This is a genomic window from Halomonas sp. A29 (genome assembly GCF_046723295.1).
Lineage (GTDB): Bacteria > Pseudomonadota > Gammaproteobacteria > Pseudomonadales > Halomonadaceae > Halomonas.
Map to the genome: position 1 here is coordinate 228218 of NZ_JAXQPR010000004.1, position 24803 is coordinate 253020.

Annotated in this window: 25 protein-coding genes; 14 read left to right on the forward strand and 11 right to left on the reverse strand. The window is 64.9% G+C overall.

Annotated elements, in window-relative coordinates; genetic code table 11:
- Positions 1 to 15: 15 nt before the first annotated feature.
- Complete coding sequence (gene rsd, locus SPH52_RS09370) at positions 16 to 504, reverse strand: sigma D regulator (protein ID WP_411794750.1); 489 nt, start codon at positions 502 to 504, stop codon at positions 16 to 18.
- Between the two features lie 223 nt (positions 505 to 727).
- Between rsd and SPH52_RS09375 the strand changes: the two genes are divergently transcribed.
- The 13 genes from SPH52_RS09375 (at position 728) to SPH52_RS09435 (ending at position 13423) form a co-directional block, all read left to right on the forward strand.
- Positions 728 to 3013 (forward strand): bifunctional salicylyl-CoA 5-hydroxylase/oxidoreductase, encoded by a 2286-nt coding sequence (locus SPH52_RS09375; protein ID WP_411794751.1) that lies wholly within the window; start codon positions 728 to 730, stop codon positions 3011 to 3013.
- 2 nt (positions 3014 to 3015) lie between these two features.
- Positions 3016 to 3768 carry an SDR family NAD(P)-dependent oxidoreductase gene (locus SPH52_RS09380; protein WP_411794752.1) on the forward strand — a complete coding sequence of 251 codons (753 nt, stop codon included), beginning with the start codon at positions 3016 to 3018 and terminating at the stop codon, positions 3766 to 3768.
- Positions 3765 to 4235, forward strand: a complete 471-nt coding sequence (locus SPH52_RS09385; RefSeq protein WP_411794753.1) for a MarR family winged helix-turn-helix transcriptional regulator — start codon at positions 3765 to 3767, stop codon at positions 4233 to 4235. The genes SPH52_RS09380 and SPH52_RS09385 overlap by 4 nt, the downstream gene beginning before the upstream one ends.
- Positions 4232 to 5041, forward strand: a complete 810-nt coding sequence (locus tag SPH52_RS09390) for an enoyl-CoA hydratase family protein (RefSeq protein WP_411794754.1) — start codon at positions 4232 to 4234, stop codon at positions 5039 to 5041. Before SPH52_RS09385 ends, SPH52_RS09390 begins: the two co-directional genes overlap by 4 nt.
- A complete protein-coding gene (locus tag SPH52_RS09395) occupies positions 5041 to 6171 on the forward strand; it encodes an acyl-CoA dehydrogenase family protein (protein WP_411794755.1) in 1131 nt (376 codons plus the stop codon). The genes SPH52_RS09390 and SPH52_RS09395 overlap by 1 nt, the downstream gene beginning before the upstream one ends.
- Before the next feature lie 83 nt (positions 6172 to 6254).
- Positions 6255 to 7886, forward strand: coding sequence for a benzoate-CoA ligase family protein (locus SPH52_RS09400; protein ID WP_411794756.1), 1632 nt, complete (start codon positions 6255 to 6257; stop codon positions 7884 to 7886).
- 116 nt (positions 7887 to 8002) lie between these two features.
- Positions 8003 to 9145 carry an ABC transporter substrate-binding protein gene (locus SPH52_RS09405; protein WP_411794757.1) on the forward strand — a complete coding sequence of 381 codons (1143 nt, stop codon included), beginning with the start codon at positions 8003 to 8005 and terminating at the stop codon, positions 9143 to 9145.
- A 63-nt stretch (positions 9146 to 9208) separates the two neighbouring features.
- Positions 9209 to 10123, forward strand: a complete 915-nt coding sequence (locus SPH52_RS09410) for a branched-chain amino acid ABC transporter permease (RefSeq protein ID WP_411794758.1) — start codon at positions 9209 to 9211, stop codon at positions 10121 to 10123.
- Complete coding sequence (locus SPH52_RS09415) at positions 10116 to 11162, forward strand: branched-chain amino acid ABC transporter permease (RefSeq protein WP_411794759.1); 1047 nt, start codon at positions 10116 to 10118, stop codon at positions 11160 to 11162. Before SPH52_RS09410 ends, SPH52_RS09415 begins: the two co-directional genes overlap by 8 nt.
- Complete coding sequence (locus SPH52_RS09420; RefSeq protein ID WP_411794760.1) at positions 11155 to 11898, forward strand: ABC transporter ATP-binding protein; 744 nt, start codon at positions 11155 to 11157, stop codon at positions 11896 to 11898. The genes SPH52_RS09415 and SPH52_RS09420 overlap by 8 nt, the downstream gene beginning before the upstream one ends.
- A gap of 1 nt (position 11899) precedes the next feature.
- Complete coding sequence (locus SPH52_RS09425; RefSeq protein WP_411794761.1) at positions 11900 to 12580, forward strand: ABC transporter ATP-binding protein; 681 nt, start codon at positions 11900 to 11902, stop codon at positions 12578 to 12580.
- A gap of 11 nt (positions 12581 to 12591) precedes the next feature.
- The gene (locus tag SPH52_RS09430) at positions 12592 to 12996 is read left to right on the forward strand and encodes an acyl-CoA thioesterase (RefSeq protein ID WP_411794762.1); all 405 of its coding nucleotides are present in this window, start codon (positions 12592 to 12594) and stop codon (positions 12994 to 12996) included.
- Positions 12997 to 13009: 13 nt separating this feature from the next.
- A complete protein-coding gene (locus tag SPH52_RS09435) occupies positions 13010 to 13423 on the forward strand; it encodes a RidA family protein (protein WP_411794763.1) in 414 nt (137 codons plus the stop codon).
- Here SPH52_RS09435 and SPH52_RS09440 read toward each other — a convergent pair whose 3' ends face one another.
- From SPH52_RS09440 to SPH52_RS09460, 5 genes are all read right to left on the reverse strand, one after another.
- Positions 13424 to 14278 carry an alpha/beta hydrolase gene (locus SPH52_RS09440; protein WP_411794764.1) on the reverse strand — a complete coding sequence of 285 codons (855 nt, stop codon included), beginning with the start codon at positions 14276 to 14278 and terminating at the stop codon, positions 13424 to 13426. It lies immediately after the preceding gene.
- A gap of 41 nt (positions 14279 to 14319) precedes the next feature.
- Complete coding sequence (locus SPH52_RS09445) at positions 14320 to 14868, reverse strand: disulfide bond formation protein B (RefSeq protein ID WP_411794765.1); 549 nt, start codon at positions 14866 to 14868, stop codon at positions 14320 to 14322.
- The gene (gene gshA, locus SPH52_RS09450; protein WP_411794766.1) at positions 14868 to 16484 is read right to left on the reverse strand and encodes a glutamate--cysteine ligase; all 1617 of its coding nucleotides are present in this window, start codon (positions 16482 to 16484) and stop codon (positions 14868 to 14870) included. Before gshA ends, SPH52_RS09445 begins: the two co-directional genes overlap by 1 nt.
- A gap of 117 nt (positions 16485 to 16601) precedes the next feature.
- Positions 16602 to 18959, reverse strand: coding sequence for a Tex family protein (locus tag SPH52_RS09455; protein ID WP_411794767.1), 2358 nt, complete (start codon positions 18957 to 18959; stop codon positions 16602 to 16604).
- 71 nt (positions 18960 to 19030) lie between these two features.
- Positions 19031 to 19285: a DUF1127 domain-containing protein gene (locus tag SPH52_RS09460; protein WP_411794768.1), complete on the reverse strand. Its 255-nt coding sequence runs from the start codon at positions 19283 to 19285 to the stop codon at positions 19031 to 19033.
- 111 nt (positions 19286 to 19396) lie between these two features.
- On the opposite strand from SPH52_RS09460, the gene SPH52_RS09465 reads away from it, so the two are divergent.
- Positions 19397 to 20248, forward strand: coding sequence for a LysR substrate-binding domain-containing protein (locus SPH52_RS09465; RefSeq protein ID WP_411794769.1), 852 nt, complete (start codon positions 19397 to 19399; stop codon positions 20246 to 20248).
- Here SPH52_RS09465 and msrB read toward each other — a convergent pair.
- From msrB to yrfG, 5 genes are all read right to left on the reverse strand, one after another.
- Positions 20241 to 20744 carry a peptide-methionine (R)-S-oxide reductase MsrB gene (gene msrB, locus SPH52_RS09470; protein WP_411794770.1) on the reverse strand — a complete coding sequence of 168 codons (504 nt, stop codon included), beginning with the start codon at positions 20742 to 20744 and terminating at the stop codon, positions 20241 to 20243. The two genes, SPH52_RS09465 and msrB, sit on opposite strands and share 8 nt — an antisense overlap.
- A gap of 109 nt (positions 20745 to 20853) precedes the next feature.
- Positions 20854 to 22410, reverse strand: a complete 1557-nt coding sequence (locus SPH52_RS09475; protein ID WP_411794771.1) for a phosphoenolpyruvate carboxykinase — start codon at positions 22408 to 22410, stop codon at positions 20854 to 20856.
- Positions 22411 to 22722: 312 nt separating this feature from the next.
- Positions 22723 to 23598, reverse strand: a complete 876-nt coding sequence (hslO, locus tag SPH52_RS09480; protein ID WP_411794772.1) for an Hsp33 family molecular chaperone HslO — start codon at positions 23596 to 23598, stop codon at positions 22723 to 22725.
- Positions 23599 to 23643: 45 nt separating this feature from the next.
- Complete coding sequence (gene hslR / locus SPH52_RS09485; protein ID WP_411794773.1) at positions 23644 to 24030, reverse strand: ribosome-associated heat shock protein Hsp15; 387 nt, start codon at positions 24028 to 24030, stop codon at positions 23644 to 23646.
- Positions 24023 to 24736 carry a GMP/IMP nucleotidase gene (yrfG, locus tag SPH52_RS09490; protein WP_411794774.1) on the reverse strand — a complete coding sequence of 238 codons (714 nt, stop codon included), beginning with the start codon at positions 24734 to 24736 and terminating at the stop codon, positions 24023 to 24025. Before yrfG ends, hslR begins: the two co-directional genes overlap by 8 nt.
- Positions 24737 to 24803 lie beyond the last annotated feature (67 nt).

The following is a 24803-nucleotide window of genomic DNA, read 5'->3' on the forward strand; positions in this document are numbered from 1 at the left end:
CTGAGGGCCAGGCGGCTATTCGGCCTGGGCTTCCTTTAGCGGGGTATGCGCAGCGTGCAGACGGGCGATCAACTGATCTTCCAGTGCAAAGCGCTCGGTCAGCCCCTTGGCCAAGCGATCGAGCCAGGCAGGCAGGCGCGGCAGAAAGTGCTGACAGCGCACCGGGGTCGAATAGTCGGCATCGAAGGCCAGGACCAGCTCGGTGGAGAGCTCCAGCCGCTCCAGCAGCTTGGCGGCTATTGCCAGCGCGTCGTGATCCTCGAAGGCATTGGCCTCCTCGCGCAGCTGCGGATAGATCTCGAAGTGGCCGGCACTGATGTAATCCATCAGCAGCTCGCTGAAGCGATCGATCTGCGGTTTGCTCACGGCCTCAAGCTCGGTATCGCAAGCCTCCTTGAGTTCAAGGAAACTGACCAGCAGTTCGCGGCGCTCGTCGAGCCATCGGTCGATCAGCTGATGCACGCCACCCCAGCGCTCCCTGGCTGTCTTGCACTCTTCCAGCATCGTGAGCCTCCTTCCCTTATGAAGCCTGTTGCAGCTCGTCGGAACCAGCGAGCCCTGAGCTTGAAGACCCAGACTCGCCGTTGCCAACCTGCCTGTCAATCCTTGGGTGAGCGAAAAATTTCACTTCATGCCGATAATGTTCAAGCTTGAAATTTTAAGCTTGAAGCAATCCATTCCAAGGTCTAGCCTGAAACTCAGCACAACAACGATACGGTTCCAAACCATGAGAATCGCCTGCCTCGGCGGTGGCCCTGCGGGGCTCTACTTCGCCATCAGCATGAAGCTGCACGACCCTGCCCACGAAGTCGTGGTGATCGAGCGCAATCGACCCGACGACACCTTTGGCTGGGGCGTGGTGCTCTCCGACGAGACGCTGGAAAACCTGGCCGCAAACGATGCCGTGAGCGCAGCGCGCATCCGTGAGCACTTCGCCTACTGGGACGACATCGCCGTCATCCATGATGGCGTGAAGACGGTTTCCAGCGGCCACGGCTTCTGCGGCATCGGCCGCCACCAGTTGCTCGTCCTCCTTCAGCAGCGTGCCCACGAACTCGGCGTCGAGCTACGCTTCGAGAGCGACATCCCCGAGGAGCGCATCGACGAACTGCGCCGCGAGTTCGATCTGGTACTGGCCGCCGACGGGCTCAACTCGCGCACCCGGCAGCGCTACGCCGAACACTTTCGGCCCGATATCGATGTGCGCGCCTGCAAGTTCGTCTGGCTAGGCACTCATCAGACCTTCAATGACGCCTTCACCTTCATCTTCGAGAAGACCGAACACGGCTGGGTGTGGGCTCACGCCTATCAGTTCGATGCCGACACCGCGACCTTCATCGTCGAGTGCAGCGAAGCCACCTGGCAGGCCTTCGGCTTCGGCGAGATGAGCCAGCAGGAGTCGATCGCCGTGTGCGAGCGGATCTTCGCCCGCCACCTGGACGGCCACGCGCTGATGACCAACGCCAACCACATCCGCGGCTCGGCCTGGATCAACTTCCCCCGTGTGCTGTGCGAGCGCTGGAGTTTCGACAATGTAGTGCTGATGGGTGACGCCGCGGCCACCGCGCACTTCTCCATCGGCTCGGGCACCAAGCTGGCGCTGGAGAGCGCCATCGCGCTCGCCGAGTACCTGCACAGCGAGCCCGACATGGCCAGCGCCTTCGCCCGTTACGAGGAGGAGCGTCGCACCGAGGTGCTGCGTCTGCAGTCGGCGGCACGCAACTCCACCGAGTGGTTCGAGCAGGTGGAGCGCTATCTCGATCTCGACCCGGTGCAGTTCAACTACTCGCTGCTGACCCGCTCCCAGCGCATCAGCCACGAGAATCTGCGCCTGCGCGACCCACAGTGGCTGGAGAGCGCCGAGCGCTGGTTCCAGGCCCAATCGGGCAACGACGGCTCCTGCCGGGCGCCGATGTTCGCCCCCTTCAAGCTGCGTGGGATGACGCTGGCCAATCGGGTGGTGGTCTCGCCCATGGCCCAGTACAAGGCCGTGGACGGACGGCCCACCGACTGGCACTTCGTGCACTACGCCGAGCGCGCCAAGGGCGGTGCCGGACTGGTCTATATCGAAATGACCTGCGTCTCGCCTGAGGGCCGCATCACGCCGGGCTGCCCAGGGCTCTATGCCCCCGAGCACGAGGCGGCGTGGAAGCGGCTGTGCGATTTCGTCCACACAGAGACCCCCGCCAAGCTCTGCGCGCAAATCGGTCACTCCGGACCCAAGGGCTCGACCCAGCTCGGCTGGCAGGAGATGGACGCGCCGCTGCCCCAGGGCAACTGGCCGATCCTGGCAGCCTCCGCCGTGCCCTGGTCGGAGCGCAACCAGGTACCCAAGGCCATGGACCGCGCCGACATGGAGCGGGTGCGCGACGAATTCGTCGAAGCCACCAGGATGGCCGAGCGTGCCGGCTTCGACATGCTCGAGGTTCACGCCGCACACGGCTACCTGCTCTCCTCCTTCATCACGCCGCTGACAAATCGGCGCGATGACGAATACGGCGGATCCCTCGAGAACCGCATGCGCTACCCGCTGGAGGTGATCCGCGCGGTGCGTCAGGCGTGGCCGGCCCACAAGCCGCTCTCGGTGCGTATCTCGGCCAACGACTGGGTCGGCGACGAGGGGGTGACGCCTGACGAAGCCGTCGAGATCGCTCGCTTGCTGAAGGCCGCCGAGGTCGACATCGTCGACGTCTCCGCCGGGCAGACCTCTACCCGCGCCCAGCCGATGTACGGGCGCATGTTCCAGACGCCGTTCTCGGACCGTATCCGCAACGAGACCGGCATGCCGACCATGGCTGTGGGCAACATCTACCAGGCCGATCACGTCAACTCGATCCTGATGGCCGGCCGCGCCGACCTTGTGTGCCTGGCCCGTCCGCACCTGGCCGATCCCTACTGGACGCTGCATGCTGCCGCCGGCATCAAGGACAGCGAGTGCGACTGGCCGGCACCCTACCGCGCCGGACGCGACCAGCTTCAGCGCCTGGCCGAGCGCGGCGAGGGCTGGATATGAGCATGAACGGGAAAGTCACGATGCTGGGCAAGCGCGTAGTGATCACCGGCGGCGGCAGCGGTATCGGTGCCGACATGGCACTGGCCTTCGCCGAGGCCGGTGCCGATGTCGTCATTACCGGGCGCCGAGCCGGGCCGCTCGAAGAGGTGGCTGCTCGCCACCCGGCGATCTCCTTCGCTGTCGCCGACGTGACCCAGGAAGACGACATGGCATCGCTGTTCGACCATCTCGGCCAGGTCGATGTCGTCATCGCCAATGCCGGGGCGGCGGAGAGCGCCCCGCTCGTGCGTACCGAACTGGAGCAGTGGCAGCGCATGCTCGAGGTCAACCTCACCGGCACGTTCCTCACCCTGCGCGAAGGGTTGAAGCACCTGCGCGACGGCGGGCGGCTGATCGCCGTGGCTTCCACCGCCGGGCTCAAGGGCTACGCCTACGTGACGCCCTACTGCGCCGCCAAGCACGGCGTAGTGGGGCTGGTGCGCGCCCTGGCCCAGGAGGTCGCGGGCCGGGACATCACCGTCAACGCTCTATGCCCCGGCTTCACCGAAACGCCATTGTTGGAAGAAAGCATCACCACCATCGTAGCCAAGACCGGCCAAAGCCCGGAACAGGCCCGTGCCCACCTGCAATCGACCAACCCCAGCGGGCGACTCATCCAGCCCGCCGAGGTCACCGCAACGGCGCTATGGCTTTGCGGCCCGCATAGTGGCGCCATCAACGGCCAGGCGATTTCGATCTCGGGAGGCGAAATATGACAGCTCAGCTGCCGACATCGGAAACCCTGAGCAAGGAGCGCCTGCGCCTGTGGCTACGCATGCTGCGGGTAACGCGCCAGGTGGAGGCGGCGCTGCGCGAGAAGCTACGCCTGGAGTTCGACTCCACCCTGCCGCGCTTCGACGTCATGGCCGCGCTCTTTCGCGACCGTGAGGGCCTGAAGATGAACGAGCTCTCCAAGCGGCTGCGCGTCTCCAACGGCAACGTTACCGGCATCGTCGACCGCCTGGCCGACGACGGCCTGGTCGAGCGCATCGCGATCGAGGGCGACCGCCGCGCCACGCTGGTGAGGCTGACGCCGGACGGTCGCGACGCCTTCACCACCATGGCGGTGGCCCACGAGCGCTGGGTCAACGAACTGCTGGATGGCGTCAGCGCAGAGGATGCCCACCATATCGGCGAGCTGCTGCACCGCTTGCCGGCCGATACGGGAGATAGACAACGATGAAACTGGCCAACCTGGCGCCGCGTCATTTCCAGTGGCGCATGGAGGGCAAGGTCGCGGTGATCCGCCTCGACCGCCCCGAGCGCAAGAACCCGCTCACCTTCGACAGCTACGCCGAGCTTCGCGATACCTTCCGCGACCTGGTCTATGCCGAAGACGTCAAGGCGGTGGTGTTCGCCTCCAACGGTGGCAACTTCTGCTCCGGCGGCGACGTCCACGAAATCATCGCCCCGCTGGTGGGGCGCGACATGAAAGGGCTGCTGGAATTCACCCGCATGACCGGCGACCTGGTCAAGGCGATGATCAACTGCACCAAACCGGTCATCAGCGCCATTGACGGCGTCTGCGTCGGCGCCGGCGCCATCATCGCCATGGCCTCGGACATCCGCTTCGCCACGCCACAAGCCAGCACCGCCTTCCTCTTCACCCGGGTGGGCCTTGCCGGCTGCGACATGGGCGCCTGCGCCATGCTGCCCCGCATCATCGGTCAGGGCCGTGCCGCCGACCTGCTCTACAGCGGACGCAGCATGAGTGCGGAAGAGGGCCATCAATGGGGGTTCTACAACCGTCTGGTGGAGGCGGACACGCTGGAGGCCGAGGCCATCGCCTACGCCACCCGCCTGGCCCAGGGCCCCACCTTCGCCCACGGCATCACCAAGACCCAGCTCAACCAGGAGTGGTCGATGAGCCTGGAGCAGGCCATCGAGGCCGAGGCCCAGGCCCAGGCGATCTGCATGCAGACCCGCGATTTCGAACGCGCCTATCGCGCCTTCGCCGCCAAACAGAAGCCGGTCTTCGAGGGGGATTGATGAGCGATACGAGCTTTCTCGACTGGCCCTTCTTCGAGGCCCGCCATCGCGACCTGGCCAAGCGCCTGGAAGCGTGGTGCCGGCACGAGCTGCCCCGCGACCACGCCGACATCGACGCCACCTGCATCCAGCTGGTGCGCGACCTGGGCCGGGCGGGTTTTCTCGAGGGCACCGCGGGCGATGCCATCGACGTGCGCAGCCTGTGCCTGATCCGCGAAACCCTGGCCCGCCACGACGGCCTGGCCGACTTCGCCTTCGCCATGCAGGGGCTGGGCACCGGGGCCATCAGCCTGTTCGGCAACGACGAGCAGAAACGGTGGTTGGAGAGCACCCGCCACGGCGAGGCGCTCTCGGCCTTCGCCCTGAGCGAGCCGCGCTCGGGCTCCGACGTGGCCCAGCTCGACACCCTGGCCGAACGCGACGGCGACGGTTACCGCATCAACGGCGAGAAGACCTGGATCTCCAACGGCGGTATCGCTGACTTCTACACCCTGTTCGCCCGCACCGGCGAGGCACCTGGTGCCAAGGGGCTCTCCTGCTTCTTGGTGCCCGCCGACACGCCGGGACTCGAGATTCGCGAGCGGCTGGAGACGATCTCGCCGCACCCGCTGGCGCGGCTCGGCTTCAACGACATGCACCTGCCGGCGAGCGCGATGATCGGCCAGCCCGGCCAGGGCTTTCGCATCGCCATGTCGGTGCTCGACGTGTTCCGCTCAACGGTGGGCTCCGCCGCCCTGGGCTTCGCCCGCCGCGCGCTGGACGAATCCCTCGACCGTGCCAGGAACCGCGAGCTGTTCGGTGCCAGCCTGGCCGACCTGCAGATGGTCCAGGGTCACCTGGCCGAGATGGCCCTGGACGTGGATGCCGCCGCACTGCTGGTCTATCGCGCCGCCTGGACCAAGGACATGGGCGCCGAGCGCGTCACCCGCGAGGCGGCCATGGCCAAGCTCTTCGCCACCGATCGCGCCCAGCAGGTGATCGACAAGGCGGTACAGCTGCACGGCGGCGACGGCGTGCGCAAGGGCCATATCGTCGAAAGCCTCTACCGCGAGATCCGCGCGCTGCGCATCTACGAGGGCGCCTCGGATGTGCAGAAGGTAGTGATCGCCCGGAGCTGCCTAACCCAATAAAACGACTGACGAAACGCCAGACACCGTATCCCCCTGTCGACGCCTCGGCGCCGCACAACAACAACGAAGTACGGAGAATGGTCATGAACATACCATCGGCCCATGCCGATACCTTCACGCGGGATCGCCTGCCGCCCGCACAGGAGTGGCCAGAGCTGAAGCTGGACGGCTTCGACTACCCCGAGCGCCTCAACGCCGCGGTGGAGCTGACCGACCGCTGGGTCGAACGTGGCCACGGCGAGCGCGTGGCGCTGATCGGCAACGGCCGCCAACGTAGCTACCGTGAGCTTTGCGAGTGGACCAACCGCCTCGCTCATGCGCTGGTGGAGGACCTCGGCGTACGTCCCGGCAATCGGGTGCTGATCCGTTCGGCCAACAACCCGGCCATGGTCGCCTGCTGGCTGGCAGCCACCAAGGCCGGTGCGGTGGTGGTCAACACCATGCCGATGCTGCGCGCAGGTGAGCTGGCCCAGGTCGTCGACAAAGCCGAGATCGCCCTGGCCCTGTGCGACACCCGCCTGCTCGACGAACTCGAGGCCTGCGCCGCCGACAGCACCTACCTGAAACGTGTGGTGGGCTTCGACGGTACGGCCAACCACGACGCCGAACTCGATCGCCTGGCGCTTGGCAAGCCCGAGCATTTCGCTGCCGTTGCCACCGCCGCAGACGATGTCGCCCTGCTCGGCTTCACCTCCGGCACCACCGGCATGCCCAAGGCGACCATGCACTTCCACCGCGACCTGCTGATCATCGCCGACGGCTATGCCCGTGAGGTGTTGCAGGTGACGCCCGAAGACGTCGTCGTCGGCTCACCGCCGCTGGCCTTCACCTTCGGCCTGGGCGGGCTTGCCATCTTCCCGCTGCGCTTCGGCGCAACCGCCGTGCTGCTGGAGAAGGCCACGCCGCCCAACATGATGCAAATCATCCGCGAGCATCGCGCCACCATCGTCTTCACCGCACCCACGGCATATCGCACCATGCTCGCCTCGCTGGAGAGCGGCCGCGAATTCAACAGCCTGCGTCTGGCGGTATCGGCCGGCGAGACGCTGCCGGCGCCGATCTACCACGAATGGATCGAGAAGACCGGCAAGCCGATCCTCGACGGCATCGGCGCCACCGAGATGCTGCACATCTTCATTTCCAACCGCCTCGACGACCATCGTCCGGCCTGCACCGGCAAGCCGGTGGCGGGCTACGAGGCGAAGATCGTCGACGCCGACATGCACGAGCTGCCCCACGGCGAAGTGGGTCGCCTGGCGGTGCGGGGACCAACGGGCTGCCGCTATCTGGACGATGCCCGCCAAGGCAAATATGTCCGCGACGGCTGGAACATTACCGGCGACGCCTTCTATCAGGACGAGGAGGGCTATTTTCACTTCGCCGCACGTAACGACGATATGATCGTCTCGGCCGGCTACAACATCGCCGGCCCCGAAGTGGAGGCGGCACTGCTGTCCCACGAAGCGGTGGCCGAATGTGCCGTGATCGGCGCACCGAATGGAGAGCGTGGGCAGATCGTCGAGGCCTTCGTGGTACTGTCTCCCGGTGTCGAGCCGGACGCTGAATGCGTCGAGCGACTGCAGACGTTCGTCAAGCAGCGCATCGCCCCTTACAAGTATCCGCGCTCGATTCGCTTCGTCGAAGCGCTGCCGAAGACGGCCACAGGCAAGGTGCAGCGCTTCCGGCTGCGCCAGGAGCACTACCCAGACAGTTGAAAACAGCCCGACAGCGGAAACCGGCCTCGACGGCACCTACTGACGGGTATCACGATACAAGCGCTGCATACGGCGCCGAAGACCACAACAAACGAGAACGAAGAGGGAAGAAAGCCATGAAGAGACTAGCCAGCGTTGGGCTTGGCCTGTTGTTGACTACCGCCATGGCGGCGGCTCAGGCCCAGGACGTCAAGATCGGCATGATCACCACCCTGTCCGGCGGCGGCTCGCACCTGGGCGTGGACGTACGTGACGGTTTCCTGCTCGCCATCGAGCGTTCCGGTCGCGACGACATCGAAGTGCTGGTGCAGGACGACGGCAACCGGCCCGACCTGGCACGCAGCCTGTCCAACGAGTTCATGCAGCGCGACAACGTCGACATCCTCACCGGTATCATCTTCTCCAACCTGGCCATGGCGGTGGTCCCGGCGGCGGTACGCCAGGGCACCTTCTACATCTCGCCCAATGCCGGGCCTTCCGATCTCGCCGGACGCATGTGCCACGAGAACTACTTCAACGCCGCCTACCAGAACGACAACCTGCACGGTGCCATGGGTGCCTATATGCGCGAGCAGGGATTTGAACGCCCCATCATCATGGCGCCCAACTACCCCGCCGGCACCGACGCCCTGGCCGGCTTCAAGCACCTCTACGAAGGCGAAGTGGTCGACGAGATCTATACCCAGATGGGCCAGACCGACTACGCCGCCGAGATCGCCCAGATCCGCGCCAGCAATGCCGACAGCCTGTTCTTCTTCCTGCCGGGCGGCATGGGCATCTCGTTCATGAAGCAGTGGGAAAATTCCGGCGTCGACATGCCGGTGTTCGGCGCCGCCTTCTCCTTCGACGAGACCATCATCAAGGCGGTGGGCAGCGCTGCCATCGGGGCGATGAACACCTCGCTGTGGGCCTATGACCTCGACAACGAGGCCAACCACGCCTTCGTCGAGGCTTTCCGCGAGGCCTACAATCGCATGCCGACCCTCTACGCCGCACAGGGCTACGATACCGCCAACCTTATCCTGAGTGCGCTGGAGAAGGCCCATCCGGACGACCAGGACGCCTTCCGCGAAGCGCTGCGTGAGGCCGATTTCGATTCGGTGCGAGGCAAGTTCCGCTTCGGCCCCAACCACCACCCGATCCAGGACATCTTCGTGCGTGAAGTGGTCGAGGGCGACGACGGTCAGCCCACCAACCGCCTGATCGGCATCGCCGTGGAGGACATCCAGGACGTCTACCACACCCAGTGCCAGATGTGAGTCTACGCCGCCGGGTCGCACGGCCCGGCGGCGCTTCTGCAACGCTCTACGGTTGACCCAGACATGACCCTATTCATCGAACAGCTCATCAACGGCCTGCAGCTCGGCACCATGCTGTTTCTCATGGCAAGTGGCCTGACGCTGGTCTTCGGCGTGATGGGGCTGATCAACCTGGCCCATGGCTCCTTCTACATGGTAGGCGCCTATGCCACGGCATTGGCTACCGCCGCCACCGGCTCGTTCTTGGTGGGGCTGGCGACAGGTATCGCCGCGGCTGCGGCGGTTGGCGCCCTAGTCGAGCTGATCGTGATTCGTCGGCTCTACCACCGCCCCCACCTGGACCAGGTGCTGGCCACCTTCGCCCTGATCCTGATCTTCTCGGAGGGCACCCGCTGGTTGTTCGGTTCTTCACCACTGTGGCTCAACCCGCCGTCACAGCTGGCCGGTTCGGTCACGCTGCCGGGCGGCCTGCGCTACCCCATCTATCGGCTGGTGATCATCGCCGTGGGCATCGCGGTGGCAGTGGGCATGTACTTGCTGATTCTGCGTACGCGCCTGGGCATGCGCATTCGCGCCGGCGAGAGCGACCGCGAGATGATCGGTGCCTTGGGTGTCAACATTGCCAGACTCTATACGCTGGTATTCGCCATGGGCGCGGCACTGGCCGGCCTGGCCGGCGCCATGGTCGGCGCCCTGCAATCGGTACAGGTAGGCATGGGCGAACCGGTGCTGATACTCGCCTTCGTGGTGATCGTCATCGGCGGTATCGGCTCGATCAAGGGGGCACTGTATGGCGCTATTCTGGTCGGCGTGGTGGATACCCTGGGGCGGGTCTTCCTGCCGGCTTTTTTCCGCCAGTTCATGAGTCCCTCGGAGGCCGCAGGCGTGGGCTCCGCCATCGCCGCCATGCTGATCTACATCATGATGGCCGCCATTCTTGCCTTCAAACCCAAAGGACTGTTTGCCGCCAATGAATAAGTCCGATACCACGACTCTCGCGCCACAGCCGGGACTGCCGACACCCGCGGCCAGTTGGCACGACCGCAAGGGGCTGGTGCAGCTCGGCCTGCTGGCACTGCTGCTGCTCACACCGCTGGCAGCCTATTTCCTGGGCCACATCTACTACGTCAACCTGGCCTCGCGCATCACCCTTGTCGCCATGGCGGCAGTGGGCCTGAATCTGGCCATCGGCTACGGCGGCATGGTGAGCTTCGGCCACGCTGCCTATTTCGGCCTCGGCGGCTACGTGGCCGGCATCAGCGCTTATCACGCCTTCGATTTCACTCCGGTGATCGGCTGGCCGGTGGCCATTCCGGGCAGTGACAGCATGTTGGTGATCTGGCTCGCGGCGATCGCGCTGTGCGGCCTGCTGGCACTGGTCATCGGCGCCATCTCGCTGCGCACCACCGGGGTCTACTTCATCATGATCACCCTGGCCTTCGCCCAGATGATCTACTACTTCGCCAACTCCTGGCCCACCTATGGCGGCGAGGATGGCCTGCCGATCTACCTGCGCAACAGCCTGCCCCTGGTGGACACCAACGACGCCTTGACCTTCTTCCTGATCTGCTTCGGCGGGCTGGTACTCGCGCTCGCATTCACCTCGCGGATCATGAAGTCGCGCTTCGGCGCCGCCCTGACCATGGCCCGGCTCAACGACACACGACTCGCCACCGCTGGCATCGCCCCCTATCCCATCCGCCTGGTGGCCTTCGTCATGTCGGCGATGATCACCGGCCTTGCCGGGGCGCTGTATGCGGATCTCAATGGTTTCGTCAGCCCTACCATGCTCAGTTGGCACATGTCCGGCGAACTGATGGTGATCGTGATTCTCGGCGGCGTGGGACGGCTCTATGGGCCACTGGCCGGAGCCATCCTGTTCGTGATGATGGAAACGCTGCTGGGTGGAATGACCGAGTACTGGAAGCTGTTCCTGGGCCTGGTGCTGCTGTTCGTCGTTCTGTTCGCCAAGCACGGGGTGATGGGCTGGCTGGCCGGGAGGGAGCGCCATGAGTGATGCCATGCTGATTCTCACCAGCCTCAACAAGCGCTTCGGTGCCCTGCAGGCCACCCGCGACGTCTCGCTGGACCTGCGCCCGGGCGAGATCCACGCACTGATCGGCCCCAACGGTGCCGGCAAATCGACCCTGATCGGCCAGATCGCCGGTGGCCTCAGGCCCGACTCGGGCAGCATCGTGCTGGCCGGACGCGAGATCACGTCGCTCAGCGTAGCCCAGCGGGCAAGACTGGGGCTCGGTCGTAGTTTTCAGATCTCGTCGCTGGCCGAGCCATTGACGGTGAAACGCAACGTGATGATCGCAGTACAGGCCCTTCAAGGGCACAGCTTCCGTTTCTGGAAACCTGTACACCGTGACGAGAGCCTGCTCGCCCCAGCATGGGAAGCGCTGGAACGCATGGCGCTCACCCAGCGTGCCGACACGCCGGTGGCCGAGCTCTCCCACGGCGAACGGCGCCAAGTCGAGGTGGCCTGCGCGCTGGCCTTGAAGCCCAAGGCACTGCTGCTCGACGAGCCCATGGCCGGCCTGGGCCCCGAGGGCACGGCACGCCTGACCGAGCTGCTCGAAGCGTTGAAGGCAGAGGTGCCGATCCTGTTGATCGAGCACGACATGGACGCCGTGTTCCGCCTGGCCGACCGCATCTCGGTGCTGGTGGCCGGCGGAGTGATCGCCCATGGCGACAGCACCGCGATCCGCACCAATCCGCAAGTCCGCGAAGCCTACCTGGGGGACTGAGATGCTCAACGTCACCGCGATCGAGACCTTTTACGGCCCCTCCCAGGCGCTGTTCGGGGTCGACCTGAGCGTACAGACCGGAGAGATGGTGGCGCTGATGGGGCGTAACGGCATGGGCAAGACCACCACGATTCGCTCCATCTTCGGGCTCACCCCGGCGCGCAGCGGTAGCATCGAATTCGAATCTCAAGACCTGCGCCGGCTGCCGTCTTACCGCATCGCCCAGGCCGGTCTAGGCCTCGTGCCCGAGGGTCGGCGCTGCTTTCCCAACCTCTCGGTACGCGAGAATCTGGTGGTCACGGCGCGCTCCGGCCATTGGAGCCTCGGGCGTGTGGAAGCACTCTTCCCCCGTCTGGCCGAGCGGCGCAGCCAAATGGCCAGCACCCTATCGGGTGGCGAACAGCAAATGCTGGCCATTGGACGCGCGCTGATGACCAATCCCAGGCTACTGGTGCTCGACGAGGCCACCGAGGGGCTGGCCCCAGTGATCCGTCATGAGATCTGGGCAGCCATCCGCGAGCTCAAGACCCAGGGACAGTCCACTCTGATCGTCGACAAGTCGCTTACCGAGCTGCTACCGGTGGCCGACCGCTGCACCATCCTCGAAAAGGGACGCACGGTATGGACCGGCGAGCCCGCTGAACTCGACGACGGTCTGCGCGATCGTTACCTGGGCGTATAGAGGAAGTCGTCATGCCGTTCATCACCCAGCGCAAGGTGCGCTTCCAGCACTGCGACCCGGCGGGTATCGTCTTCTACCCACGCTATTTCGAAATGCTCAACTCGGTGGTCGAGGACTATTTCGCCGAAATCGTGGGCCATGATTTCAACCAATTGCACGTCAGCTCCCGCACCGGCGTGCCCACGGCTCATATCGAAACCGATTTCCACGCCCCCAGCCGGCTGGGCGAGACCCTCGCCTTCGCGCTGACGATCCGTGACGTCGGCCGCACCAGCCTGACCATTCGCACCACGGCTGAGTGTGGCGAGGAGCCTCGCCTGACATGCGACGCCACCCTGGTGTATGTCGATCTGGACAGCGGCCGCCCCCTGCCCTGGCCCGATGACATGCGCTGCCACTTCGCCATTGAGAGCTAACAAGGATACTCAGATGATGGACGCCACCTTGCACGAACAGCTTCATCCCAGCCACTGGAAGGCTGCCGTGGGCTACGCCAATGGCGTGCTCGCCTCCGGCCGCACGGTCTTCATCGGCGGTCAGATCGGCTGGAACGGCGATCAGGTGTTCGAGAGCGACGATTTTGTCGCCCAGGTGCACCAGGCCCTGGCTAATATCGTCGCGGTGTTGAAGGAAGCCAACGCCGGTCCCGAGCACGTGGTGCGTCTGACCTGGTACGTCACCGACAAGCAGGAGTACCTGGCACGTTTGAAAGAAGTCGGTGCTGCCTACCGTGAGGTGATGGGCAAGCACTTTCCCGCCATGACCATGGTGCAGGTGGCCGACCTGATCGAGGACCGTGCCAAAGTGGAAATCGAGGCGACCGCAGTTCTCCCCGATGCCTGATCAGGTGTCGTGAAAGGCGGCGACCTGCCGGGCAAGGAGCTCGCCCGGCGCGTAGTGGTCGAGAATCGAGAAGTGATCGTCGCCGGGCAATAGCTCGGCGCCTACGGCAACGCCTTGGGCTTCGAGGTGCTCGGTGTAGGCCTGCATCTGCCAGGCGAACTCTGCTGACTCCTTGCCCCCTGCCACTAGCCGTACCGGCGCGGGCACCCGACAAGGGAGGAACAGCGGACTGTAGTCGTTGATGTCGCGCCCGCTGAGCTGCAGCTTGGGCTGCAGCCACGACCAGGGAAAGGGTCGCAGGTCATAGAGCCCGCTGACGCACAGGGCGCCTTCGAGCAGATCGTCGGGCAGGCCGTACACGTCCTGCCAGTCAGTGGCCAGCAGCATGGCGGTCAGGTGGCCGCCGGCGGAGTGCCCGGAAACGCTAAGCCGTGTCGGGTCGACTCCTAGCGAGGCACCATGGCGATAGGCCCACGCCACCGCGGCACGCGCCTGTCTCACCACTTCGCCGAACTCCACCGTGGGGCACAGTGCATAGTTCACCACCGCCACGCTAATACCCGCCTCTACCAGCCCCTCGGCAACGAAACCGAACTCCCGATGGCCCAACGAGCGCCAGTAGCCGCCATGAAAGAACAGATGCAGCGGCGCATCCTCGGCCTCGGCGTGATAGACGTCCATGCACTCGGCCAGGGTTGGCCCGTAAGCCACATCCAGCGATACGCGACAGCGCTCGCGTACGGTCTTCTGGCTGCGTGCCTGCCAGTCGGCGAGAATGGCGGCCGGTTCACGGCCGCGCATCGGGTCGTATTCGCGGTCGATTGCTTCCTGGGTGGCGAAGTCGCGGTAGAGCATGCGTTTCCTTCTTTTATTTTTGTTTTGTCATTTCGCGCCGGTCACGCTGGGCGGTGGCTACCGTTCAAGCTCGAGCGGCGTTCGCGAAAGGCACCGAGCAGGATGCCCAACGGGGCCAGGGCTAGGATGACGAAGCCGATCAACGTCCAACCCGGCAGTGAGATGCCCAGCAGCAGGAAATCGATCTCGGCGCACTCACCGGAGCCCGATAACACCATGGACACCACGTCCCGCATGGGCAGGATGTCCATCATGTAGTCGAGCCCAGGGCCACAGCTCGGCACCTGATCCGGCGGCAGCGACTGCAGCCACAGGTGGCGCCAGGCCACGCCGATACCGCCCAGCACGGCGGCCAGCGACAGCCCAGTGTAGATGACGGCGCCCACTCGCCCACGCGGGTTGTGGATCGCCGCGATGACGAACACCGCGGCAGCGGCCAGTACCGCCACTCGCTGGAAGATGCACAGCGGGCAAGGTTCCAGCCCGCCGATGTGCTCGAGCCCCAGGGCTACCAGCATCATCAGAATGCAGAAGGCCAGCCCGGCCAGGCTCCACTGACGTACGGAGAGACGTTGCAATCCCGCAAGCATCAGGCATTCCCCTGGCTGGCCATCGCCACGCGAGGTTCGCTGGCGCTGGCAAAATAGTGGTCGAGAAACTGCTCGAAGCTCTGGGTATCGGCAGCCTCGATGTCGCGCTGCTGCTGATGCGAGGTACCGACCATCTGCTCGAAGGTCGCTTCCCGGGCCGGGCTGACGGCTTCGTGACGCAGCCGCTCGGCATGCTCCTCGGTAAGGGCCAGGATGGCCTCGACGAACTCCTCGCCGGTCGACTCCAACCGCGCCAACAGCCGACCGGAGGGCGTCAGCGACGGATCATCGAGCCAAGGAGCCAGAGAAGCGACGGCGTCCGCGTGGGGTGTGCCCTGCTCCAGGGCGTCGAGCAGCTCGGCCGTCTGGGAAATCTCTGCGAATATTTCTCCACCCCAATCGGCTACGGAGCGGCGCTGGCCGTTCTGGATCAATCGCAGCTCGGGGTCGCGACCGCGCTCGACCACCAGGCGCCGGTTGTCATCCAGCCGGTCGCACTCCTCGTCGGGGATCCAGGGGCTTTCGGCCAGCAGGCACCACATCAGGAAGGCATCGACGAAACGCAGACGCGTCTCGTCGATGCCCAGCGGCAGGAAGGGATCGAGATCGAGACAGCGCACCTCGATGTACTCGACGCCACGCGCCTCCAGCGCCTGGCTCGGCGTCTCGTTGTGACGGGTGACGCGCTTTGGCCGGATGTCGCTGTAGTACTCGTTTTCGATCTGCAGGATATTGGCGTTGAGCTGCTGCCAGTCGCTGCCGTTCCTGACCCCCAGCGCCTCGTAAGGGGACCAGGGAGTGGAAATGGCGTGCCTCAGGGTGCCCACGTAGTTGGAGAGCGAGTTGAAGCAGATCTTGAGCTGTTCCTGCACCTTGTTCTGGTAGCCGAGGTCCGACATGCGCAGGCTGGTGGCATAGGGCGACACCAGGGTCTCGCTGCCAAGCGGGTGCAGTTTGTCGGGAATGTTGCCCAAGGGCAGGAAGCTGCGATCCAGCGCCGGCGAGGCGCCGAACAGGTAGAGCAAGAGCCAGCTGTGGCGACGGAAGTTACGGATCAGGCCGAAGTAGCGGCTCGAGCGGTAGTCGTCGAGTGACGAGTCGAGGGCACCGTCGCGCTCGCGCAGCAGTGTCCACAGCTCGTCCGGCAGCGAGACGTTGTAGTGGATTCCGGCGATGGCCTGCATGATCCGGCCATAGCGTACGTCCAGCCCCTTGCGATAGACGTGCTTCATGGTACCGATATTGGAGCTGCCGTAGTCGGCAATGGCCACGCTGTCGTTGCCGTCGAGCCTGGCCGGCATGCTGGCGGGCCAGATCAGCTCGTCACCCAGGTGGCGGTAGCTGAAGCGGTGCAGATCGGCGAGGAAATCGATGGCATCATCGGGGCGGCAGTAGACCGGTGTGATGTACTCCAGCAGCGCCTCGGAATAGTCGGTGGTGATGTGCGGATGGGTCAGCTTGGAGCCCAGCGCATGCGGGTGCGGAGTGGCAGCGATACGCCCTTGGCGGTCGACGCGCAGCCCCTCCTTCTCCAGGCCGCGACGCAGACGCCCGAAGCGCCCCTTGGTCGCCAACCCGGTGAGATGCAAAACGGTGTCAGAGTATGAATCAGACAAGGCGTGGACCCCATGTCTTGGAGACCTTCATCGGGTCTTCCGGTCGAAGCATGCCGGCCGCCCGTGGCGGCCGGTCATGCGGTTTTTGTCGAGAGTATGGCGAGAGGCGTGCCGGGATCAAGATTTGCCCTTCTTCGCCGCAAGCAGTGCGGCCCCCAGGGCGCCCATCTGGCTGGGCTGAGCCTGTTGCTCGCGCGGTGCGTTCTTGCGCTGCGCCTTGCCCTGCCCGCCACGCCGCTCGCCCTGGCCACTGCGCGACGATTTGCCGCCCTCGGCCTCGCCGGGCTGATCGTCGAGTCGCATGGAGAGGCCGATACGCGCACGCTCCAGATCCACGCTCATGACCTTGACCTTGACGATGTCGCCGGCCTTGACCACCGAACGCGGATCCTCGACGAACTTGTCGGAAAGTGCCGAAATATGCACCAGGCCGTCCTGATGCACGCCGATGTCGACGAAGGCGCCGAAATGGGTGACGTTGGTCACGCTGCCTTCGAGGATCATGCCCGGCTCCAGGTCCTTCAGGGTCTCAACGCCCTCGCGGAACTCTGCGGCCTTGAACTCGGGGCGCGGATCGCGGCCCGGCTTGTCGAGTTCCTTGAGAATGTCGCTGATGGTGGGCACACCAAAACGTTCGTCGGCAAACTCGGCCGGCTTGACCGCCTTGAGCGTGGCGCTGTCGCCGATGAGGCTCTCCACCGGGCGTCCGCTGCGGCTGGCGATGCGCTCCACCAACGGATAGGCCTCGGGGTGCACGGCACTGGCATCGAGCGGATTGGAGCCGTTCATGATGCGCAGGAAGCCGGCGCACTGCTCGAAGGTCTTGGGCCCCAGGCGGCTGACGTCGAGCAGCTGCTTACGGCTGGCGAAGGCACCCTCGGCGTTGCGCCGCGCCACGATGGCTTCGGCCAGCGCCGGGTTGAGGCCGGCGACACGCGACAGCAGTGCGCTCGACGCCGTATTGAGATCGACCCCCACGGCGTTCACACAGTCCTCGATCACCGCTTCCAGGCTCCGGGACAGCTGCAGCTGTGAGACGTCGTGCTGGTACTGGCCCACGCCGATGGACTTGGGCTCAATCTTGACCAGCTCGGCCAGCGGGTCCTGCAGCCGCCGGGCGATGGAGACCGCGCCACGGATGGTGACGTCGAGATCGGGCAGCTCCTTCGAGGCATATTCCGAGGCGGAGTAGACCGAGGCACCGGCCTCGCTGACCATCACCTTCGATAGCGCCTTTTTACCGGCGAAGACCTTGAGCAGATCACCGGCCAGCTTGTCGGTCTCACGGCTCGCCGTACCGTTACCCACGGCGATCAGCGCCACGTCGTGCTTCTCCACCAGCTTGGCCAGCTCGGCAAGCGAGGCATCCCAGGCGTTGCGCGGCGCATGCGGATAGATGGTGGCATGCTCGAGGAACTGGCCGGTGGCATCCACTACCGCCACCTTGCAGCCGGTACGCAGGCCCGGGTCGATGGCCAGGGTGGCCTTCTGTCCCGCTGGGGCCGCCAGCAGCAGATCCTTGAGGTTGGCAGCGAACACCTCGATGGCCTCCAGCTCGGCGCGCTCGCGCAGCCGTCCCATCAGCTCGGTCTCGAGATGAGTGTAGAGCTTGACCCGCCAGGTCCAGCGCACCACGTCGGCCAGCCACTTGTCGGCGGCTCGGCCCTCGTCGCGAATGCCGAAATGCCGGGCGATGGCCACCTGGGCTGGATGAATCGGCGCCTCGTCTTCGCCGGGCAGGCGGATGGCCAGCGTCAGCGCACCCTCGTTGCGGCCGCGGAACATGGCCAACGCGCGGTGGGAGGGGGTCTTGGCCAACGGCTCGTCGTGCTCGAAGTAGTCGGAGAACTTGGCGCCCTCGCGCTCCTTTCCGGGCAGCAAACGGGCGCTGAGTTCGCCCTCCTGCCAGAGCCGCTCACGCAGCGTGCCGACCAGCTCGGGGTCCTCGGCGAAACGCTCCATCAGGATCTGGCGCGCCCCATCCAGTGCCGCCTTGGCATCTTCGACGGCCGGGATATCACCCTCGGCGGGGCGCAGGTAGCCGGCCGCCTCGGTCTCGGGGTCGAGTGTAGGATCGGCCAACAGCGCATCGGCCAACGGCTCGAGGCCGGCCTCACGGGCGATCTGCGCCTTGGTGCGACGCTTCTTCTTGTAAGGCAGATAGAGATCTTCCAGGCGCTGCTTGGTATCGGCAGCCTGTATCTGTCCGCTGAGTTCCGGTGTCAGCTTGCCCTGCTCGTCGATAGCGGCGAGTACCGCGGTGCGGCGCTCCTCGAGCTCGCGCAGGTAGTGCAGGCGTTCATCGAGGTTGCGTAGCTGGGTGTCGTCGAGGCCACCGGTGACCTCCTTGCGGTAGCGGGCGATGAAGGGCACGGTAGCGCCGCCGTCGAGCAGCTCCACGGTAGCTGAAACCTGCTGCGGGCGAACGGCAAGTTCCTCGGCGAGGCGCGAAATGATCCGGGTCGTGGCGTCCATGACTTCCTTGGTATTGCGGCAACGAATGATCGCGCCAAGGTACCACAAACGCCACGCCGTCGCCGCCGCGATCAGCGGCGCCAGCCGATGTCGTCCCAGAAGGGGCGGCGCGCCTCGCGCGTGGCTTGCTGGCGGGTCACGCCGATGTCGCGTAGCAGATGATCGTTGAGTTCATGCAGTTGGGTGCGTTCGCGGCGCAGCTGCACCAGGCGGTCCATGTAGCGCGCCCAGCGCCACAGGTCCAGGGCAAAACGCCAGCGTCCCCGAGTCGCAGGCGGCACGCAGGTCGAAGAAACGTCACAGGCTATCTGGGTCCTCGCATTCATGGCTCACTTCCTTCTGGTAAATGACTATGGAGGAAGTGTCGAAGAGCCGCTAAAATCAATCCAACGAATAGTACTTATACCCGACATCAACAATAATGATGGAAATCAACCATGCTTCACACCATCGATCATGAGCTGCTGCGCACCTTCGTTGCCATCGTCGATCATGGCGGCTTCACCCGCGCTGCCCAGGCCGTCAACCGCACCCAGTCGGCGGTCAGCATGCAGATCAAGCGGCTCGAGGAGGACGTGATCCAGCGCCCGCTATTCGAGCGCCAGGGGCGCCAGATGCATCTGACCAGCGAAGGCACCACGCTGCTCGGCTACGCCCGCCGCATCCTCGACCTGCAGGGCGAGGCACTCAACATTCTACGCGAGCCGGACATGGTAGGCCGGGTACGGATCGGCGTACCCGACGATTTCGTCATGCGCTTCCTGCCCGGGATCCTCAAGTCCTTCTCCCAGACCTGGCCACTGGTCGATGTCGAGGTGCAGTGCGCTCCCTCCTCCGAACTGCTCGGCCGCCAGCAGGGCAGCCTCGATCTGAGCATCGTGACCCGCCAGGTGGGCCAGGAGATCGGCACCATTCTGCGCCGCGAGGAGACGGTATGGGTGGTGGCAGAGAGCCACGCCATTCATCGCCAGTCGCCGCTGCCCCTGGCGCTGTTCGAGGACCCCTGCTTCTGTCGCCAACACGCCTGCAACGCCCTGACCCGTGCCGGGCGTCAGTATCGCATTGCCTACTCGAGCCCCAGCCTTGCCACCCTACAGGCGGTAGTGGGCGCCGGGCTTGCCGTCTCGGCGCTGATGAAGAGCCTGGTCACGCCGGGCATGCGCATCCTCGACGAAGCGGACGATTTCCCCCCGCTGCCGGACGGCTCCATCGTGCTGCTGCGCTCTCCCGAGGCTACCTCACCCGCAGTGGATGGCTTGGCGCAGCATATTGTGGAGGGTTTCAGGTAGTCGCCGGCACGAAGCGCAGTGCCAGGCCGTTGTTGCACCAGCGCAGCCCGGTGGGTTCGGGGCCATCGCTGAAGACATGGCCCTGGTGGCCACCGCAGCGGGCGCAGTGATACTCACGTCGCGGCCAGAGCAGGCTGAAGTCGAGCTGGCTGAGCAGGTGACCCTCGACGTGCTCGAAGAAGCTCGGCCAGCCGGTGCCGGAGTCGTACTTCATCGCGCTCTCGAACAGCAGCAGGTCGCAGCCGGCACAGAGGTACTCTCCCTCTCCCCACTCCTTGTCGAGCGGGCTCGAGAACGGCGGCTCGGTGCCGTGTTCGCGCAGGATCTCGAACTGCTCGGGCGTGAGGCGTTCGCGCCACTCGTCGCGTGAGAGTTCGAGACGCTCCAGGCCCGCAGCCGGTTCGAGACTGAGTCGTGGAAAGCCCCAACCGACGCTGGGCACTAGACTTGCAGCACCGGCCGTACCCAGCAGACCGAGAAAAAGACGGCGTTTCATTGGACCCTCCCCCTGGTCAGCCAGCCGACATGCCAGGTCGAAAACGAAACGGGGAAGAGGCATACGCCCCTTCCCCGTTTCAGACCACTGCGGTAACCGCGGGTTCACCTCAGGTCAGGCTGGGCCCGGCCTTGGTGATGGCTTCGTTGACACCTTCGAACTTTTTGAAGTTATCGACGAACTTGGCCGCCAGATCGCGCAGGTTGCGATCGTAGGCTGCCTTGTCTTCCCAGGTTTCGCGCGGATCGAGCAGACGTGAGTCGACGCCCGGCACCGATACCGGCACGTCCAGGTTTAGCCCTTCGATGCGCTTGGTCTCGATCTCACGCAGCACGCCGGACTGGATGGCACTGATGATGGCGCGGGTGGTGGGAATCGAGAAGCGCGAACCGCCCTCGCCGTAGGCGCCACCGGTCCAGCCGGTGTTGACCAGGTAGACCTGGGCGTCCTTGGCTTCGACGCGCTTGATCAGCAGGTCGGCGTAGACGCGAGCCGGGCGCGGGAAGAACGGCGCACCGAAGCAGGTGGAGAAGGTCGCTTCCAGGCCTGCGGAGGAACCCATTTCGGTGGAGCCCACCTTGGCGGTGTAGCCGGAGAGGAAGTGGTAGGCCGCCGCTTCCTTGGACAGCACCGACACCGGCGGCAGCACGCCGGACATGTCGCAGGTCAGGAAGATGATGGCGTTGGGCTCACCGGCGCGGTTCTCCGGCACGCGCTTGCCGACGTGTTCCAGCGGATAGGCGGCGCGGGAGTTCTGGGTCAGGCTGTCGTCGGTGTAGTCGGGCTCGCGGCGGTCGTCGAGCACCACGTTCTCGAGCACGGTGCCGAACTTGATCGCGTTCCAGATCACCGGCTCGTTCTTCTCGGAGAGGTCGATGCACTTGGCGTAGCAGCCGCCCTCGACGTTGAACACGGTACCCGGGCCCCAGCCATGCTCGTCGTCACCGATCAGGTAGCGCGCCGGGTCGGCCGAGAGAGTGGTCTTGCCGGTGCCGGAAAGGCCGAAGAACAATGCGGTCTCGCCATCCTCGCCGACATTCGCGCTGCAGTGCATGGGCAGCACGTCGAAGGCGGGCAGCAGGAAGTTCTGTACCGAGAACATCGCCTTCTTCATTTCGCCGGCGTAGCGCATACCGGCGATCAGCACCTTCTGCTGGGCGAAGTTGATGATTACGGTACCGTCGGAGTTGGTACCGTCCCGATCCGGATCGCACTCGAAGAAGGGCGCGTTGAGAATCGCCCACTCCTGCTTGGCCGAGGGATTGTAGCCCTCGGGACGCACGAACATGGTGCGGCCGAACAGATTGTGCCATGCCGTCTCGGTGGTCACCCGCACCGGCAGGTAGTGTGTCGGATCGCTGCCCACGTGGAGTTCGGAAACGAAGCGTTCGCCGCTACCCAGGTAATCCTCGACACGAGCCCACAGGGCGTCGAACTTCCCGGCATCGAAGGGACGGTTGACGCTGCCCCAGTCTATCTCACCGCTGGTGGAGGGCTCGTCGACGATGAAGCGGTCCTTGGGCGAGCGTCCGGTACGCTGACCGGTATTCACCACCAGGGCGCCATTCGCGGCCAGATGGCCTTCTCCGCGTGCCACGGCACGCTCGATGAGTTCGGCGCTGCTGAGATTGACGTGTGCTTGAGGAGCGGCTTGGGATGTGGTCATGTCGTTTCCTGGGCCTTGCGGCCGGTTCTCTCTCGTGTGCCAGGCGTCATACGCCATTGCGTTGCGATTCCGATCGCCCATGTGCGGCTGCATGCCGTCTTGTATTCTGGCGATCGGCCTTGAGGCGGCGCCATTATGGCAAAAAGGGAGCCGCCAGGAAACGCTAACTTTGACCGAAGTTCTTGTAGTTTTACTACTACATCGAGACATATCGCCGCAGGTTGACTACAACCATGCTTGTGCATTGCAGCAATTCAGGCAAACGGACGAGATGCTCCTCGGGGTCTCGTCGCGCTGCGGCAAGTACCGGCGTCAATGCAAGGTGGGAGACGGGCCACCCTGGGCACGCAGCAACGCCTCGACTTCGCTCTCGGTGAAGCGATAGTGGGTGTGGCAGAAATGGCACTGGGTCTCGATCTCGCCCTGCTCGGCCAGCACGTCACGCAGCTCGTCGGCACCAAGGGTCAGCAAGGCATCGCCGATCCGCTCCCGCGAGCAGGTGCAACCGAAGCGCAATGCCTTGGGCTCGAAGACCCGCACCGTCTCCTCATGGTAGAGCCGATGCAGCAGCTCGCGTTGCTCGAGACCCAGCAGCTCGTCGGCCCTCAAGGTCCTCGCCAACTGGACGGTACGCTCCCAGGCGTCGTCGTCCTGATTCTGCGACTCGTCAGGCAGCCGCTGCAGCAACAGCCCGCCGGCACGCTGGTCGTCGGCACGCAGCCATAGCTGGGTAGGCAACTGCTCGGACTGTGAGAAGTAGGCTTCGAGGCAGCCGGCCAGGCTGTCCTGGTCGAGCGCCACGATACCCTGATAGCGATTACCCTCGCGCGGATCGAGGGTGATCACGATATGGCCGTCACCAACGAGCTCGCGAAAGTTCGCCTTCCCTTCCGGCAGGGTGGCGTTTTCCGCCAGGCGGGCAATGGCACGCAGCTCGCCGCCAGGGTTGGACTCGGCCATCAGCAGAGAGAGTTCTCCCTGGCCGCGTACCTCGATACTGAGGATGCCGTCGAGCTTGACCGTGTCGGTGAGCAGAGCCACGGCGGCCAGCAGCTCACCCAGTAGATGATTGACGGCCGGCGGATAGCCATGGCGTTCGAGCACGTCGCCGTAGGCCCGCTCGAGAGTGACGATCTCGCCACGTACATTGGTGCGTTCGAACAGGAAACGCTGGATCTGGTCGGTCATGATCGATTCCGAAAGGGGTCGTTCAGGGTCATCGGCAAGAGGGGTTCACTCGTCCTGCTGACGCTGGAAGCGCTGAATGTCGCGACGCTGCTTCTTGTCGGGTCGCTTGAGCGGGTGCTGCATGGCCTGGTTGGTCAGTCGCCGGCCTTCGGCCTCACTCTCCCGGCGTGCGACGCTCTCGGCCGTCTCGCGGTAAAGTTCACGAGCCTCCGGCGCGCCGCGACGCTGGTCGGAAAGTGCCACGACTTCCACTTCCCAGACGTCCCACCCCTGGGGCACGCGAATCAGGGCACCCACCTCGACGTTCTTGCTGGTCTTGGCACGCCCGCCGTTGTAGTGCACCTTGCCGCCCTCGATGGCCTTCTTGGCCAGGGCGCGGGTCTTGAAGAAGCGGGCGGCCCACAGCCACTTGTCGAGTCGTACGCTATCCACCGTTCTCTCCTGTCTCAGCATGCTGGCCAGCTTCACCGCGTACCTCCGAGGGTAGCTCCTGGGGCAGGATCGTGGCGAAACGGTCCAGAGCGATGAACTCCTCGAGCTCCTTTTCCGGTCGTGTGCTGTCGGGCTGCTTGATGCCGAGCAGGTGGCGGATACCGTATTCCCGCGCACTCTCGAGTACATCTGGGTTGTCATCGATGAACAGTGTGCGGGCCGGGTCGAAGGGCTCGACTTCCTGCAGCGCGAACCAGAACTCCTGGGCCTCCTTGGGCACGCCGAGATCGGCCGAGGAGACGATGGCGTCCAGGTAGGCCTCGAGGCCGGTGAGGGGCAGCTTGAGCTCCAGGCTCTCTCGGTCGGCATTGGTTGCCAGCACCACCCGTGGGTGGGCCGTTTTCAGCCATTTGAGAAAATCCAGCGCATCGCTGCGCAGACCGACCAGGTGTTGGACCTCGCGCTTGAGGGCAACGATGTCCACACCCAGCTCGCGGCTCCAGTAGGCCAGGCTGTACCAGTTGAGGGTGCCCCGCTCGCGCAGGATGCGCGAGCGTATCTGCTCCTGGGTCGCCTCGTCGAGGCGATGAAGCTCTACGTAGCGTCGCGGCAGGTGCTCCAGCCAGAAATGGCTGTCGAAATGCAGGTCGAGCAGTGTGCCGTCCATGTCGAGCAGAACGGTATCGATGGCGCGCCAATCGATCATGGCGACTCCCGGTGGCATCTGAGCGGTGGAAGGCGTGGTATTGTACCCAATGCATTTACGCGGCGCA